This window comes from Halorubrum wangae (assembly GCF_051194135.1).
Lineage (GTDB): Archaea > Halobacteriota > Halobacteria > Halobacteriales > Haloferacaceae > Halorubrum.
The window spans coordinates 1-15602 of record NZ_JBLZNH010000006.1 but is presented as its reverse complement, the minus strand read 5'-3'; the positions used below and the strand labels follow the sequence as shown (position 1 = coordinate 15602).

The following is a 15602-nucleotide window of genomic DNA, read 5'->3' as shown; positions in this document are numbered from 1 at the left end:
CTCGGTCATATAACTGCGTCCGCGCGACGGTCCGCTCTCAGCGACCGTCCCCGTCAGACTGCAAGGGTCGCGGCCGACGGCGGTGAGGGAGAGTTCACTCGACGACGTCGACGACCTCGCCCGCGATCATCCGCGCGAGCACGACTCGGGGGACGTCCGCGCGCTCGTGGACGACTCTCGCCACGGATCGCGCGGTCGTCTCGTCGGCGTCGTCGTCGACGGCATTTATCAGGGGAATCGCCGTCGCGTCCGGCGGCACGTCTTTTAAACCGCCTCGCGGCTCTGCGAGCACGTGGCCGACCATCTCGGGAGTGATCTCGTCACCCAGTTCGGCGCCCGTGATCGCCGCAACCCGCTCAGGTCGATGTACGGTCTCCGCGGTGAGCGGCTCTCCGACGGCAGCGACGCTCGCGACCGGAATCACGCGATCCGCGCCCGCCGGGACCTGCGGCTCCCGCTCGTCGGGAGCTTTTAAAAGTCGAGTCCGAGCGCCGTCCGCCTTGACCAGCACCGGTCCGTCGTGAGCAGCCGCCAACTCGTCGACGACGGCCGTGTCGTACCCGCGGTACCGGTCGTCGCGCTCGCGCTCCGGCACCAGTCCGAGCGGGAACGCGTCGTCCCCGGCGGAACTGTCCGTCTCGCGGAGTGCTTCGATCGCCGTGACTGGGTCGTCCGTCACTCTGACCGCAGCGACCTCGCGGTCGAATATCGGGATTCGTACCGTCGCCGTGAGCACCGCGCGGTCGAGTCGGTCGGCGAGCGCGTACAGGGTCGTCTTCTTCCCGCCGGCGCCGACGAGACAGGTCGTTCCCGCGGCCGCGTCGAGGGCGTCGACGACATCGTCCATGCCCGACCCGACGGGCGCCGGGGGCGAAAGCGCATCGGTCAGACGGGTCACCCCCGTACCGTCGTGAGTTTAATTCGCATCGCGAGCGAAGACACAGATCATGACCGTCCCGGACCGGATCCTCCGCGTCGACCTCTCGGCCCGCCGTGTCCGCAGCGAGCGCGTCCCGTCGGCGTGGCGCGAGCGCTACGTCGGAGGGAAGGGACTCGGCGCGCGCTACCTGTACGAGGCGGGCCCCGGCATCGATCCGATGTCGCCCGAGAATCCGCTCGCGTTCCTCGTCGGCCCGCTGACGGGCCACCTCCCGGGTGAGCCGCGCTACGCCGCCGTCACGAAGTCTCCGCTCACCGGCGCGTTCCTCGACTCCTACGGCGGCGGGTCGTTCGCGAGCCGACTGGCGGGCTCGCTCGGCGAACACCTCGGTGTCGTCATCGAGGGCGCGGCCGCCGAGCCCGTCACGCTCTCGCTCGCAGAGGGCGAGGCGTCTATCGAGCCCGCGACCGATCTCCGTGGGCTCGACGCCGCCGAGACAGACGCGCGCTTTCCCGACGCCGCGGTCGCCTGCGTCGGCCCGGCCGGGGAAGCGGGGGTGCACTATGCGACGGTCGCCTCCGACGGCGGCGACCACCACGCCGGGCGCGGCGGTGCGGGCGCCGTGATGGGGTCGAAGAACCTGAAGGCGGTCGCGGCCCGCGATCCGCCGCCCGAGACGCCGCCGGCGCTTCGAGCGCTCCGCGACCGCGACGCGGAGCGGTTCGCGGACAGCGACGCCGGCCGATGGCTCGCCGCGGGCGACACCCTCGAAACGGTCTCGTTCGCGGACGAGACGGGCGTGCTGCCGACCCGCGGCTGGCAGGCACGCCGGTTCGCGGGAGCCGACGACATCGGCGTGGTGCCCGCGACCGAACGGAACGCGGGCCGCGAACGCCCGGACGAGCCGGTTCCCGGCGGCTTCCGGATTCCAACCGAAGACGCAGACGAGACCGACGGTGCGGACGCGACACCGGATTCGGACGCGATGGAGACAGGGCGCGAGGGCGACGACACCGTCCCCCGCGGCGGCACGCCTATCGCGCTCGGCGCGGGACTCGGCATCGACAACTTCGACGCGGTTGCGGCGCTCGGCGACGTCTGCGACCGGCTCGGGATCGACGTTATCTCCGCGGGTAACGCGGTCGCGTGGGCGGTCCGCGCGAGCGAGGCGGGATTGATCGACCCGAGCGACCACGGCGTCGACCGCGGGCTATCCTTCGGCGACGAGGTGGCCGCGCGAACGCTGATCGAAGCGATCGCGTCGCGATCGACTCCCCTCGGCGACGCGCTCGCCGACGGCGTCGAGGCCGCGGCGGCCCGATTCGGCGGCGAGAATCTGATCCCGACCGTGAAAGGCATGGAGCTCGGTTCGTACGACCCTCGGGGCGCCGAGACGATGGCGCTCGCGTTCGCGACGAGTGACCGCGGCGGCTGTCACCGTCGAGCCCGTCCGGTCGAGACCGAGGCGGTTGCGGCGCCGGAGTGGAGCCCGGCCGAACGCGCCGCCGCCGTGGCCGACGAGCAGGACCGGCGCGCCGCCGTGTGGTGTCTCGTGGCCGACGACTTTCTGGCAGACGTGTTCGAGCCCGCCACGGCCGGCGAGTGGTTCGCGGCGCTCGGCGACGCGCGCGACCCGGAGGACCTTCGGCTGCTCGGCGAGCGCACCTGGACGCTGACGCGGCTGTTCAACCTCCGCGAGGGATTCACGCGAGCCGACGACCGACTCCCCGAGGCCTTGACGAAGGACACCGAGGGGGAGCGAGGCGACGGTCGAGAACGCGACGGACTCGACCCCGAGCGGTTCGAGGCCCTGCTGGATAGCTACTACGCGCACCGGGGATGGGACAGCGAGGGGCGACCGACGGCGACGCTGCTGGACCGACTCGGGCTCTCCGACCTGCCGGACGCGGAAACGCCGGTGGGCCACGCGGCCGACGTTCCCGGGGCTGCCGATGACCGCCGGTGACGGACTCCGGCGACGACCGCAGAGAACGAATTCGGACGGCGATTACGGCGCCGCTTGCTTCGTCGAGATCAGCTCGATCACGTCGCGGTGGGTGAGTTCGTGGTCGGTCCCCACCTGCCGGCCGCTCCGGCAGTCGGTGCCGTGGAGGAGCCCCTCGCCGATGTCCGAGTGGATGTGGAAGGCGAAGTCCTCGGTCGTCGCCCCCTCCGGAAGGAGGAAGCAGTCGCGGAAGACGCCCTTCTCGTCTTTGCTCCCGTTCGCGGAGCCGGGGAAGATGGCGATGCAGCCGAGCACGTCGAAGACGGCCGCTTCCAGCGCGCCCTGCACGCCGGTCCCGTCGTAGTCGGCGACGAACTCGCCGATCTGGTCGAGACCGGCCTTCTGCTCGCCCGAAACGTCGCCGACGACGTCGAACTCGCGCTCGCCGGGCGTGTAGTCGACGATGCCGGCCTCGTTTGCGTTTTTGAGTGCTTTTTCTGCGTGGGCGCTCGCAGGGACGAAGGAGAGGTGCTCGTAGTCGGGGTCGTTCGTGATCGTCTCCCAGTTCGCCTGCGCCTCCGGGGTGTCCATCTTGTTGGCGGCGACGACCATCGGCTTCGTGCGCTTGCGGATCTCCTGGGCGAGCGACGCCTCGTCAGCGTCATCCCACGTCTCCGGATCGAGGTCGAGCCCCTCGGCGAGGATCACCCGTTTCATCCGGTCCTTGTCGATGCCGAACGCCGACATCTGGTCGGCGAGCTCCACCTCGATGGCGGCCTCGGAGCCGTGGTAGCGCGTCTCGAACTTCTCGAGTCCCTTCCGGAGCACGTCGAGGTACCACTCGTCGAGCTCCTCTTCGAGGAAGTCGATGTCCTCGCGGGGATCGTGGCCCTCGGTGGTCTCGCCCTCGATGTCGGTCTTGCCCGAAAAGTCGACGACGTGGATCAGCACGTCGGTCTCGTTGAGGTCGGTGAGGAACTGGTTACCGAGCCCACGCCCTTCGTGCGCGCCCGGAACGAGTCCGGCGACGTCGACGAGTTTGACGGGGACGAAGCGGGTTCCCTCGCGGCAGACGCCGACGTTCGGCGTACAGGTCTCGTCGAACTCGGGGGCAGCGCAGTCGACGCGGACGTACGCCTCGCCGACGGTCGGGTCGATCGTGGTGAACGGGTACGCGCCCTCGGGCACGTCGTTCATGGTCGCGGCGTTGAAAAATGTCGACTTCCCCACGGAGGGCTTGCCGACGAGGCCGATCCGATAACTCATTACCAGCAGTGCGCGACCCGCGGTGAAAAGCGATGCGAGACGGCCCGTGGCGTGCGGAACGGTGACGCACGGAGGGATCGATCGGTCGGCGGCGGCCCGATCAGGCGTCGCCGTCAGATTGGTTCGGCTCGCCGACCGCCTCGATCGGGAGGACGTTCTGGAGCGCGGTGTAGGCGTCTTCGGGGCTTTCGAACCGCTCTTGGTCGATTTCGGAGAGGAGTTCACCGAGGTCGGCGTCGCCGTCGGCGAACAGCACGGTCGTCCCCGCACAGGACGCGGCGAGGTCGCTTCGGCTCGCCGGGAAGGAGTACTCCTCGAACTCGCCTTCAACTCGTGAGAGTGCAATCTCGTTTGTCATAATCGTGTATTGTATTGGGGCGGCTTAAACGCGCGCCTCGAGCGAATTGTCCGCCAGAATCCGGCAAAAACTGTAAAGAGTTATGCGCGCGCAATACATTGGTTCCTGTGAACACATGACACTCTACGACCGGATCCTGGTCCCCACCGACGGCTCGGCCGAGGGTGAGCGCGCGGTCGCGCACGCCCTGGACCTCGCCGCAGTCCACGACGCGGACGTGCACGCCATTCACGTCGTAGACACGGCGAGCTACGCGGGAATGTCGATGGAGGTCTCGTGGGAGGGGCTCGGCGAACTGCTGCGGAGCGACGCCGCCGGGGCCGTCGAGGCGGTCGAAGAACTGGCCGCGGGGACCGCCATCGACGTGGACACGGCGGTCGTCGAGGGGTCGCCAAGTCGCGAAATCGTCCGCTACGCCGAAGCGCACGACTGTGACCTCGTCGTCATGGGGACCCACGGCCGCGGCGGGATCGACCGCCTCCTACTCGGGAGCGTCGCGGAGACGGTCGTCCGCGCCGCTTCAGTTCCCGTCCTGACGGTTCAAATCGACGACGACGCCGCAGGACCGGAACGCCCGGCGACCGCCGTCGAGAGCGGAGCGGGCGACGGAGGGGCCGACGAGGCGACGGTCGCCGACGGGACGTCGACCGGCGAAGAGAGATCGACCGACTGAATCGGCCCCCTCAGTCGCCGGCGTCGCGTAGGTGTTCGCAGTCCCCCGCGTAGACGCGTTGCGTCCCGTCGTCGGTGTCGATCACGAGTGCCCCCGGTGACTCGACGTCGACGGCGGTCCCGACCACGGGACCGCTCGGAGTCTCCACCCGGACCCGCCGACCGAGCGTGCTCGCCCGGTCGCGCCAGGCCGCCAGTATCCGATCGGACCGGTCTGCCGTCTCGGCGAGTGTCGCGAACCGTTCGAGAAGCGTCGCCGCGATACGTCGCCTGTCGACGTCGGCTCCCGTCTCGGCGCGCAGCGAGGTCGCGTCCGCGGGCAGGGTCCGGCGGTCGATGTTGGCGTTGATTCCGATGCCGACGACGAGCCACGAGACCCGGTCGGCCTCGCCCTCCATCTCGGTGAGGATTCCCGCGAGTTTACGGCCACCACGGCCGTCAGCGTCGCCGCCATCGTCCGACCCCTCGTCGCCGCCGACGAGCACGTCGTTCGGCCACTTGATGTGCGCCTCGACGCCGGCCTCGCGGCAGGCGTCGACCGTCGCGACCGCCGCCGCGAGCGTAAACAGGGGCGCCCGGGCCGGCGGCACCGTCGGGCGGGTGAGAAGCGACAGCCAGACGCCGCCGCTCGGGGCGACCCACTCGCGGTCCAATCGCCCCCGTCCTCCGGTCTGCTCGTCGGCGACGACGACGACGTCTTCGGCTCCCTCCGCCGCCAGTTCGCGGGCGCGGTCGTTCGTGGAGGGCAGGCTGTCGTGGTACTCGACGACGTACGGGGCGTCGAGTTCGAACTCGATGCCGGCCGCGCAGTACGCGGGGTCCGCGGGCGCGACGTAGCCGTCGGCCGTCGACTCGACTGCGAACCCCTCCTCGCGGAGGGCTTCGACCGCCTTCCACACGGCGGCTCGCGAGACGTCGAGGTCCGCGGCGAGCGCCGGTCCGGAGACCGGCCCGTCGGCGAGGGCGTCGAGCAACGCGCGACGCGTGTTCATGCCGACGGAGTCGGTGCGAGCGCCGAAAGTCGTTCCGGGTCGGCGGTCCGACGACGGTCCGGGCACAACGCTTTGGTCACCCGGTGCGACGGTTCGATCTTCCATGAGCGACCCGAGCGGCGACCCCGTGACGGTGGTCGTCGTCGACGGCGACGAGCGGACAGAGCTGACCGTCGAGCGGGGGCGTAACCTGCGACGCGCGCTGCTCGACGCCGACCTGTCGCCGTACGCCCGGGCGACGCGCCGTCTCAACTGCGGCGGGCGCGGGCTCTGCGCGACCTGCGGCGTCCGAATTCACGAGGGGCCGCCGCCCGACCACTGGCACGACCGACTCGCGGCCCGCTTCGGCTACCCTCGCCTCTCCTGTCAGGTGACCGTCGACGAGGCGATGACGGTCGAGTTCGTCGACAAGCGCGTGTGGGGCGCGCGGGAGTCCGAGGGAGGCGACTGAGGGTCAGCGGTGTGCCGATCCCGCGTCGCTGGCGTTGGCCTTCGAGACACCTCGTTTCCGGTGAAATGAGCGGTGATGCCTGCCCGCAAGACGTGTCGCGACGTAGTTCGCGGCCCGTCTGTGAACGGACGGTAAACGCCTCGGAGACGTCACTGACGGGGAATCCGCCGGTGGGCACAAGAGCCAAGGGCTCGCGGGCGAACCCTTCGGTATGCAACCCTCCAAGGAGCGGGAGGCGTCCGACGGCGACCCCATGGACGACCTCGACGACCTCCTCGATGACGACCTCGCAGAGGACGGAACGAGCGCGTCGTCGACCGAGGCGGGCGCCGACACCGCAGGGGTAGACACTTCCGGCGCGACGGCCGGAATGGACGCCGAAACCGGCCGCGTCGGGGCGAGCGGTCGCTGGTTCTCGGCGAAGGCGTTCGCGCTCTCGCTCGTCGCCGTCGCTGTCGGCGTGTTCGTCGGGGGAGCAATCCCGCTCGTCGGCGGCACTATCGGGGCCGCCGCCGGCGTCTTCCTCGCCGCGTTCCTCGTCGGGTTGGTCTTCTCGGCTCGCCGGTACGCCGAGACCGGGCTCGCCGGCGCCGCGGCGGGGGCGACCGTCGCCGTGACGAACGTCCTCGGAGTCGGGTTTCTCCCGATCGGTATCGACTACCTCCAGCAGTGGGGGCTTCCCCTATTGGCCGTCGGTGGCGGTCTCGGTCTCGTCGTCGCGCTGCTCGGTCACTACTTCGGTCGCGATCTGCGCGCCGGCCTGACTGCGGACGTCGAGGGGTAAGCGGGTCGAAGAAATCAGTTCGTGCCGGCCGCCCGATCAGCGCGTCCAGTGGTACATGTCGACGTCGATGTCGACGTACGCGGCGATCTGGCGTCGTTCGAGCGCGATGAAGCCGGCGAGGATTGCGACGAATCCGATGATCGCTTCCGACTCGATCAGGGTGCCGAGCAGCGCCCAGCTCCCGACCGCGGCGACGAGGGGCTCGACGTACCCGACGAGGTGTAGCTGCGCCGGGCCGACCGCGTCGAGCAGCGCGAAGTAGATCAGGAAGGCGACGACGCCGGACAGCAGCGTGAGGTACGTCAGGGAGACGACCGCGGTTCGGCTCCACTCGATCGCCGCCGGCGACTCGCCGAACAGGGCCGCCCCGGCGAACAGGATGCCGGCGCCGAGCACCATCGCCCACCCCTGCAGGGCCGCGATCGGGAGATCGGTCCGGAGCGGACGAAGCAGGACGGCACCGAGCGAGAAGGCGATGGCGCCGCCGAGCGCGAGCACGACACCGAGCAGGGCCGAACTGCCGAGTCCGGTGGCCGTGGGATCCGCGATCACGATCACGCCGATGATTCCCAGCACGAACCCGCCGATCTCAACCGGGCCCAGCCGTTCGCTTGGGAGGAGGAGGGCGGCGAACACGGCGGTCAACACTGGCGAGAGGCTCACGACCACCGCGGCGACCGCCCCGGAGACGTACTGTTCGCCGACGTACAACAGGCCGTGGTACGCGGCGATCAGGAACGTTCCCGCGACGGCAACGCCGAGCCATTCGTCGCGGCCGCGAGGGATCGTCCGACCGGACGCGACCGCGGCGACACCCAAGACGATCACACCGGCGATCGCGTATCGGATGCCGGCGAAGAGCAGCGGCGGGAAGTAGTGCAGGCCCGCCTCGATCGCGACGAAGGAGCTACCCCAGAGGATCGCGAGAAGGACGAACGCGACGACAACAGATTCAGAAGTGGAGAGCAGATTTTTCGTGTTCATTGAGTATTGATTCGAAGTTGTCGGAGATAGTTAAGACATTCTCTCAAAATCCGCGCATTCTGGAATGAACAATCACACACATGAACTGCGTTCGATATCCTCCCAAAACGGAGTAGATTCTTGGAGTCGAGTGCAAGTATATCGGTCGGAATATACAACAATCCCTCACGCGAAGTGACCGTATGGACGAGCGCGACGTACGGCTGTTGAAGGCGATTTCTGATCTCGGGACCGGGAGTCCGGAACGACTCCACGAGGAGACCGGAATTCCGGTGTCGACGATCCACTACCGGCTGAACAACCTGCGTGAGGACGGCGTGATCGAGAACGACCTGTACGACTTCGACCACGAGGCGCTCGGGCTCGGCGTCACCGTCATCGTGGAGGTGCTCGCGAGCTACGAGGGGCCGTACGAGGAGTTCGCGGAGGAGTTACTCGCCGTCGAGGGCGTCACAGAGGCGTTCTTCACCATGGGAGAGACTGACTTCGTTGTTCTCGCGCGACTCTCGTCGTCGGACACTGTCGAGCGACTCATCAGCGACTTCGAGGCGATCCCCGAGGTCGAACGGACGAACTCGACGTTCACCATCGCTACGCTCCGTGACGAGCCGCGAGCGCCGGCGACGTACGACCTCGACACGCTGATCGAGGAGTTGACGGAGTAGTCCCGACCTCTAACTGCTGATCGTCGGCCCCACGGAGCGGTCGACGTACAGCAGCGCCCCGAGACCGAACACCGTGTCAAGTGAAAAACGGGGCAAGGACGTTGGACTGACGGGTGGACTGCGGCCAGCGCGCGAGCGCTACGACCGCTTACCGATCTCCTCGCGGAGCACGTCCGAGACGACCTCACCGTCGGCCTTCCCGCGGAGCGCGCCCATAGCCTCGCCCATCAGCCCGGAGAACGCGCCCATCCCCTCCTCGTCGATCTGGTCGGCGTTGCGGTCGACGACTTCGACGACCGCCTCGCGGACCTCGTCCTCGCTCACGCCGGAGAGGCCCGCCGCCTCGACCGCTTCCTCGGCGGTGAGTTCGGGGTTCTCCGCGAGCGTCGTCAGCACTTCCGGGACGCCCTCCTTCGCGAGGTCGCCGCCCTCGACGAGGGCGAACAGATCGAGGAAGTGATCGTCGGTGAGGGCCTCGACGGGTGCCCCCTCTCGGCGTATCTCCGTCGTCGTCGACTCCAGCGTCGATGCCGCGAAGGTAGGGTCGACGCCGCGCTCGACGGCGGTCTCGAACAGCGGGAAGCGCCGTCCGAAGGCGACCTGTTCGGCCAGCCCGCGGTCGAGGTCGAACGCCTCGACGTAGCGGTCGGTTTTCTCGTCGAGCAGTTCCGGTCGGTCCACGTCGCTCGGATCGGGTTCGACCGGCGGCACGTCCGTCTCGGGGTACATCCGCGCGGCGCCGGGGAGCGGCCGAAGGTACCGCGTGGTTCCGTCATCGTTGGCGCCACGGGTCTCCTCGGGGACGCCCTCGATTGCGGCGGCCGCGCGGTCGGCGGCGGCCTCGATTGCGAGGTCGGCCGTCTCCGGGTCGGCCGCGACGATGGCGACCGCATCCTCGGGCCCGGCGCTGACCGCGTCGCGGAGCGACGCGACCTCCTCGTCGGTCACGCCGTAAGCGGGTAGCTCGTCGGTGTGGAAGATGCCGCCCGCACCGTGACGCTTCGCGTGGTCCGAGAGCTCGGTTCCCAGTCGGCGGTCGGGCTGGATATCTCGACCGACGAGGCCGTCGAAGCCGAACAGGGGGACCGCGGTCACCTTCCCGCCCGAGTCGAGCGCGCCGCGGATAACTCCGGAGTCGGTGTCGGCGAAGACGTCGGTGACGTCCGAGACGTCGCCCACGGCCGCGTCGCGCTCGCGGAGCGCGTCCCGGATCTCGATCAGTTCGGCCTGGCGACCGACCTCGCCGCGGACGATGTCTTCGATCCCCTGGAGGTCCTGAACACCTTTCACCTCGACGCGGGCGCCCTCGGCGATGGAGACGTTGACGTCCTGCCGAATCGTCCCGAGACCACGCTTGACCGCGCCGGTTGACCGGAGCAGCATGCCGATGCGCTCGGCCGCCTCGCGGGCGCCCTCGGGGCTTCGGATGTCCGGGCCGGTCCCGATCTCGACGAGGGGAACGCCGAGTCGATCGAGCGAGAAGACGACGCCGTCGTCCGTCTCCTCGACGCGCTTGGCCGACTCCTCCTCCAACATCAGGTCGACGATCGACACCTGACCCTCGCTCGTCTCGATCGCGCCGCTCTGCCCGAGCAGTATCGACCGCTGGAAGCCGGACGTGTTCGAGCCGTCGATGACGAGCTTTCGCATCACGTGCGCCTGGTCGACGACCGAGATGTCGAGCAGATCGGCGATCTGCAGCGCGACCGACAGCGCCTCGTCGTCGACGCGGCGGGGCGGCTCGTCGTCCTCCTCGACGAGACAGGTGGTGTCGTACGCGAGGTAGGTGAACTCGCGATCCACGCGGCTCTCCTCCATCGCGGCGTCGTCGAGTTCGCCGAGTTCGCTCTTCGTCGGGTGGAGCCGGCGGGTGATCTCCCGCTCGGCGTCCTCGGGGTCGCGCTCGGTCGTCGGAGAGTCGCAGAACAGCTTCGTCTCCGTGTCGAGCTGTTGGTGGATCTCCAGCCCGGCGACGAGCCCCAGCTCCTCGTGGTCGTACTCGGGGGTCGCGTCCTCGCTCATTACGCGTTACTCCGACAGGGCGGGACTAAAAGGGTGGCAGTTCGGACGAGGACTGACCGCGAGGCGTCGCGGCGGCGCCGTCGCTCGGTGAGTAGTTGTCGGTGGAAATTGTGCGTGGGTGCTGTCGTAGAGACAACACCGTGCATCGGTGTGGCGGGTGTACCGCCGAGCGATGCGTGGGACCGGATTTGAACCGGCGGACCTCTACAGGACAGCGCCCTCAACGCTGCGCCGTTGGCCTGGCTTGGCTACCCACGCTCGCGGGTGTTCTGTCGCGTTTCCACGTACCCTTCCCCCAATTAAAAGCCCTTCCATTCGACAGTGCCGTGTCGGAGAGTGACATCGGGCGACGGCGTCGGTCGGCGGCGGTGACCGAGTCCGGGGCCAGTCATCGAAACCGGCACGGGTTTGGGAGTGGCGCTCCTTTCGCGCTATATGTCCGCGTGGGCCCGCGAGAACGTCCCGCTTCTGACCGCAGTGAGCTCCGTCGTCGCGCTCGCCTTGGTGTTCGGCGCCGTCGGCGGCGTGATCCCGAGCGCGCTCCTCCCGCGCGCGAGCGATGCTGTCCTCGCCGCCATTCCGCACTTCAACGCCGCCGTCTCGGCGACCGCAATCGTGACGATCCTGCTCGGCTGGCGCGCCATTTCGCGCGGCAACGTCCGTCGCCACCGCGCGTTCATGCTGACGTCGGTCGGTCTCTTCGCCGCCTTCCTGAGCGCGTACCTCTACCGGCTGATCCACGTCGGAACCACGGAGTTCCCCGGTCCCGAGGCCGTCTACACGTACCTCTATCTTCCGTTCCTCGGAATTCACATCCTCCTCGCGATACTCTGTCTCCCGTTCGTCTTCTACGCGCTCCTGCTCGCTGCGACACGACCGTTCTCGGCGTTGTACCACACGCGTCACTCGCAGGTCGGCTTCGTCGCCGCCGTCCTCTGGCTTGTCTCCTTCAGTATGGGGATCGGCGTGTACATCATGCTGTACCACGCCTTCTGAGGCGAGCGCACTCCGCAATCCGACCCGACGACGAACGTTGAAGACGACCTCGCCCGTACGTGGCGCCGTGTTGTTCCCGACCCACCTGCTCGTCGCCGTCGGTATCGGGTGGCTCGCGGATCATCCGCGAGTCCGGCGGCAGATGCGGCTGCCGTCACGGGACGCGAGCGACCGGACGTCCGTGGCCGTCCCGACGCTCTCCACGGGGTGGTTGGTCGCCGGCGCCGCGCTCCCCGACGCTGTCGACAAGCCGTTGGGCCTACTGGGCGTGTTCGACGTGTACCAGTCGATCGGTCACTCGGCGCTGCTTGCGCCGCTCGCCGCCGTCGTCGCCATAACCCACCGGCACGGACTCGCGGTCGCGGTCGGCTGGGGATCGCACCTCGCGCTGGACGCGTTCCACGTCGTCGTCAACGGTCGGGCGAGCGACGCGCTGTTCCTCGCGTGGCCGGTCGTCGAGAGACCCGATCCGCTCGCGATTCCACCGGGCGAGTTCGCGCTGTACTACGCCGGGAGTACGTCTTATTATATCGAACTACTGCTGTGGCTGACGGCTGTCATTATGGTGGTTCGGTCGCGGCTCGGCGCCGGTGCGGCTCAGAAAAACGGTCGGTGACTCGTCGGTTCGGTCTTTATTCGTTTGCCTTCGCCATTCGGTTGGCCGCGTAGAACAGCGGGACGAGCAGCGCCCCGGCGAAGCCGAAGCCGAGCGCGAGCGCGCCGATGTCGCTCGCGCTGAGGCTGCGGCCGCCGTCGCCGCTTCCTTCTCCGTCGCCACCGTCGCCGCCGTTGCCGCCGTCACCGCTTCCGCCGTCGCCACCGTCTCCGCCGTCACCGCCCTCCGCGTTCGGGTCGATCAGGTCGTCGTCGACGGAACCGATCGCCACGGCCCCTTTCATCCCGACCGCTTCGTGGGGAACACAGAGGTAATTGAACGTGTCTCCCTCCGCGGCGTTGTCGAAGGAGTACTCGAAGGTGGCCCCCGCTTCGGCGACGGGGTCGCCGCTGTTGAACGTCTCGTCGTCAGCGACGACGTTGTGTGCGCCGCCCTCGCCGGTCCACTCCCAGACGACGGTGGTTCCCGGATCGACCAGAATGGCCGCCGGAGCGAACTTGAGGCCGTCGACCGCGCCGACCTGAACCGTGACCTCGTCCTGGCCGGTGTAGTCGTAGGTGCCGTCGTAGTTGTCCACGTCGTCGAGCCAACCGCCGTACTGGGCGGCGACGGTACCGGACCCGGCGGCGAGGCCGGTCGCGGCGACAGCGCCGGCGGCGCCGGTCCGAAACAGGCCGCGGCGGCTCATCGTCGTCTCGTCGGCGTCGAAGCTCATACCCGTACCTCCCGGCGTGGGCGTATTTAAATTCCCGATTCCGGGCGCACGCCGCGAGCCGAGCGAACCGACTCAGTCGTCCGCCGGCGCTGGATCGGGCGTGACGTCGTCGAGGTCGCGGTCGCTTTCCTCGCCCTCGACGTCGAAGGGGTACTTGCCGGTGACGCAGCCGAGACAGAGGTCCGCGCGGCTCTCGCCGAGCGCCTCGGCGACCGCATCGATCGAGAGATACGAGAGGGAGTCTGCACCGATCTCCTGTCGGATCTCCTCGGTGGAGGCGTCGGCGGCGATGAGCTCCTCGCGGGTCGCCATATCGATTCCGAAGTAACAGGGCGCGATGATCGCCGGTGCGCCGATCCGAAGGTGGACTTCCTCGGCGCCCGCCTCGCGGACGAGTTCGACCAACTGCGTCGAGGTCGTCCCCCGGACGATGGAGTCGTCGATGATGGTGACCGACTTCCCCTCCACGGTCGATTTGATCGGATTGAGCTTCAGCCGGACCGCGCGCTCGCGCTCGTCCTGCGTCGGCATGATAAAAGTGCGTCCGACGTAGCGGTTCTTCATCAGCCCCTCGGCAAACTCGATTCCAGTGTCACTCTCCGGTCGAGACTCGCCGTCGGCAGTCGTCTCGCTGGCCGCGTCGGCGTAGCCGGAGGCGAACGCCCGACCGGAGTCGGGGACCGGCATCACCACGTCGGCTTCGACGCCGGACTCCTCCCAGAGCTTCTGCCCGAGCTTCCGGCGGACCTCGTACACGAGGTTCTCGTCAATAACCGAGTCGGGGCGCGCGAAGTAGACGTGTTCGAAGAAGCAGTGGGCGGTCGATTCGCGCTCGACGAGCTGGTACGTGTCGTAGCCCGCGCCGTCGGGGTCGAGGACGACGAGTTCGCCCGGTCGCACGTCTCGGATCAGCTCCCCGTCGAGGGTGTCGATAGCGGCGGACTCGCTGGCGAGCACGTAGCCGCCGTCCACCTTTCCGAGGCAGAGCGGGCGGTTCCCGAGGGGGTCGCGCACGCCGAGCACGGTGTCGTCGTGAGTGATCGCCAGCGAGTAGGAGCCGTGGATGCGGTTCATCGTGTGTTTGACGGCCCGCACGAGGTCCTCTTCGAGGAGGTTTCGCGCGAGGTCGTGGGCGATCACTTCGGTGTCGCCGTCGGAGGTGAACGCGTGGCCCGCGGCGGCTAGCTCCTCGCGGACCTCGTCAGCGTTCACGAGGTTACCGTTGTGCGAGAGCCCGAGCGATCCGGACTTAAACGAGACGGAGAACGGCTGCGCGCAGTTCTTGTCGAGGCTCCCGGCGGTCGGGTAGCGGACGTGACCGATGCCAGTCCCGCCCGACAGCGACGCCAGGTCCCCCTCGTCGAACGCGTCGCCGACGAGCCCGCGCTCGACGTGGCTGTGCTGTTGGAACCCGTCGTGCGTGACGATGCCCGCGGACTCCTGCCCGCGGTGTTGGAGCGCGTACAGCGCGTAGTACAGCGGCCGCGCGGCCTCGCGGTCAGCGAGCGAGATGCCGACGACGCCGCACTTCTCTCGCGGCTCGTCAGCGGTGTAGTCCCCACCGGCGTTCATGTACGCGACGCTGGGGCGGGAGGCGATAAAAACCCTCGTGTTCGTGGTGCTATCGGAGCGTACGATGGAGATTGTATCCACGAATACGGATCAGAGGCTCTGTTGAAACCCTCAACCGGTGATATGTTCTCAGCGTTCTGCTGAATACAGGGCGCGGGCCGTGTTTAGACGCCAACGAGAGACGCTGTTGCCGAGGATTATGAGTGATTGAAGCGGGAACGAGTCGAGTATGCCCACCCAACTCGCCCGCTTCACCGACAGATGCGTCGATTTGTCTCAAAAATCTGTCGTTGGTGAGCCTCAGCCAGCACTTCAGCAAGGAAATGGTGGCTACGCTGACTGGGTCATCGTTGCAATTCACTGTCTTCGTGAGTATCTCAACCAACCGTACCGGCGGTTGCTCGATATCCTGCACGAGATGCCTCGAATCACTGCTAAACTCGGACTTGCGGTGGACGAGCTTCCCGATTTTACCACCGTGTGTACGAGGAAGCAGGATCTCGAAATGCGCATCTGGCGCGTCCTTCTACGGTTGTCCGCATCTCTCCACAAATCCGGTGAAGTTCAAGCGATAGATTCGACGAGTCTCGCTTACCGCTCATCGAGCCACAACTACGCGAAACGTGTCAAAGACACCTTTGAGTCGGTGAAAACGACGCTTTTGGTCGATTGTAACAGTGGAGC

Annotated in this window: 16 protein-coding genes and 1 tRNA gene; 8 read left to right on the top strand and 9 right to left on the bottom strand. The window is 68.0% G+C overall.

Features of this window, described 5'->3' with window-relative positions:
• Positions 1 to 94: 94 nt before the first annotated feature.
• Positions 95 to 847, bottom strand: a complete 753-nt coding sequence (yqeC, locus tag ACNS84_RS15200; protein WP_435075709.1) for a selenium cofactor biosynthesis protein YqeC — start codon at positions 845 to 847, stop codon at positions 95 to 97.
• A gap of 100 nt (positions 848 to 947) precedes the next feature.
• On the opposite strand from yqeC, the gene ACNS84_RS15195 reads away from it, so the two are divergent.
• Entirely contained in the window at positions 948 to 2846 is a 1899-nt protein-coding gene (locus ACNS84_RS15195; RefSeq protein ID WP_435075708.1) for an aldehyde ferredoxin oxidoreductase family protein, read from the top strand.
• Positions 2847 to 2888: 42 nt separating this feature from the next.
• On the opposite strand, the gene ACNS84_RS15190 is transcribed toward ACNS84_RS15195, so the two are convergent.
• Both ACNS84_RS15190 and ACNS84_RS15185 read right to left on the bottom strand, forming a co-directional pair.
• Positions 2889 to 4091, bottom strand: coding sequence for a redox-regulated ATPase YchF (locus ACNS84_RS15190; protein WP_435075707.1), 1203 nt, complete (start codon positions 4089 to 4091; stop codon positions 2889 to 2891).
• Positions 4092 to 4191: 100 nt separating this feature from the next.
• Positions 4192 to 4449 carry a DUF5789 family protein gene (locus ACNS84_RS15185; RefSeq protein ID WP_435075706.1) on the bottom strand — a complete coding sequence of 86 codons (258 nt, stop codon included), beginning with the start codon at positions 4447 to 4449 and terminating at the stop codon, positions 4192 to 4194.
• A gap of 115 nt (positions 4450 to 4564) precedes the next feature.
• On the opposite strand from ACNS84_RS15185, the gene ACNS84_RS15180 reads away from it, so the two are divergent.
• Positions 4565 to 5122, top strand: a complete 558-nt coding sequence (locus ACNS84_RS15180; RefSeq protein WP_435075705.1) for a universal stress protein — start codon at positions 4565 to 4567, stop codon at positions 5120 to 5122.
• Positions 5123 to 5132: 10 nt separating this feature from the next.
• Here ACNS84_RS15180 and ACNS84_RS15175 read toward each other — a convergent pair whose 3' ends face one another.
• Entirely contained in the window at positions 5133 to 6113 is a 981-nt protein-coding gene (locus ACNS84_RS15175) for a biotin--[acetyl-CoA-carboxylase] ligase (protein ID WP_435075704.1), read from the bottom strand.
• 103 nt (positions 6114 to 6216) lie between these two features.
• Here ACNS84_RS15175 and ACNS84_RS15170 point away from each other — a divergent pair, with 103 nt between their 5' ends.
• Both ACNS84_RS15170 and ACNS84_RS15165 read left to right on the top strand, forming a co-directional pair.
• Positions 6217 to 6564: a 2Fe-2S iron-sulfur cluster-binding protein gene (locus tag ACNS84_RS15170; RefSeq protein ID WP_435075703.1), complete on the top strand. Its 348-nt coding sequence runs from the start codon at positions 6217 to 6219 to the stop codon at positions 6562 to 6564.
• Between the two features lie 211 nt (positions 6565 to 6775).
• The gene (locus tag ACNS84_RS15165; RefSeq protein WP_435075702.1) at positions 6776 to 7348 is read left to right on the top strand and encodes a DUF8526 domain-containing protein; all 573 of its coding nucleotides are present in this window, start codon (positions 6776 to 6778) and stop codon (positions 7346 to 7348) included.
• 36 nt (positions 7349 to 7384) lie between these two features.
• Here the strand turns inward: ACNS84_RS15165 and ACNS84_RS15160 are convergent, their stop codons facing one another.
• Positions 7385 to 8332, bottom strand: coding sequence for a DMT family transporter (locus ACNS84_RS15160; RefSeq protein WP_435075701.1), 948 nt, complete (start codon positions 8330 to 8332; stop codon positions 7385 to 7387).
• A gap of 182 nt (positions 8333 to 8514) precedes the next feature.
• Here ACNS84_RS15160 and ACNS84_RS15155 point away from each other — a divergent pair, with 182 nt between their 5' ends.
• On the top strand, positions 8515 to 8997 hold the full coding sequence (locus tag ACNS84_RS15155; protein ID WP_435075700.1) for an Lrp/AsnC family transcriptional regulator: 483 nt from the start codon (positions 8515 to 8517) through the stop codon (positions 8995 to 8997).
• 138 nt (positions 8998 to 9135) lie between these two features.
• Here the strand turns inward: ACNS84_RS15155 and gatE are convergent, their stop codons facing one another.
• Positions 9136 to 11019: a Glu-tRNA(Gln) amidotransferase subunit GatE gene (gatE, locus tag ACNS84_RS15150; protein ID WP_435075699.1), complete on the bottom strand. Its 1884-nt coding sequence runs from the start codon at positions 11017 to 11019 to the stop codon at positions 9136 to 9138.
• A gap of 173 nt (positions 11020 to 11192) precedes the next feature.
• A tRNA-Leu gene (locus tag ACNS84_RS15145) sits at positions 11193 to 11277 on the bottom strand.
• A gap of 177 nt (positions 11278 to 11454) precedes the next feature.
• Between ACNS84_RS15145 and ACNS84_RS15140 the strand changes: the two genes are divergently transcribed.
• Positions 11455 to 12015: a DUF420 domain-containing protein gene (locus ACNS84_RS15140; RefSeq protein WP_435075698.1), complete on the top strand. Its 561-nt coding sequence runs from the start codon at positions 11455 to 11457 to the stop codon at positions 12013 to 12015.
• Positions 12016 to 12082: 67 nt separating this feature from the next.
• A complete protein-coding gene (locus ACNS84_RS15135; RefSeq protein ID WP_435075697.1) occupies positions 12083 to 12631 on the top strand; it encodes a metal-dependent hydrolase in 549 nt (182 codons plus the stop codon).
• A gap of 16 nt (positions 12632 to 12647) precedes the next feature.
• Here the strand turns inward: ACNS84_RS15135 and ACNS84_RS15130 are convergent, their stop codons facing one another.
• Positions 12648 to 13346, bottom strand: coding sequence for a halocyanin domain-containing protein (locus tag ACNS84_RS15130; protein WP_435075696.1), 699 nt, complete (start codon positions 13344 to 13346; stop codon positions 12648 to 12650).
• A 72-nt stretch (positions 13347 to 13418) separates the two neighbouring features.
• Positions 13419 to 14918, bottom strand: a complete 1500-nt coding sequence (gene purF / locus ACNS84_RS15125) for an amidophosphoribosyltransferase (protein ID WP_435075695.1) — start codon at positions 14916 to 14918, stop codon at positions 13419 to 13421.
• A 229-nt stretch (positions 14919 to 15147) separates the two neighbouring features.
• Here purF and ACNS84_RS15120 point away from each other — a divergent pair.
• The coding region (locus tag ACNS84_RS15120; RefSeq protein ID WP_496923260.1) for a transposase at positions 15148 to 15602 on the top strand (455 nt) is incomplete at its 3' end.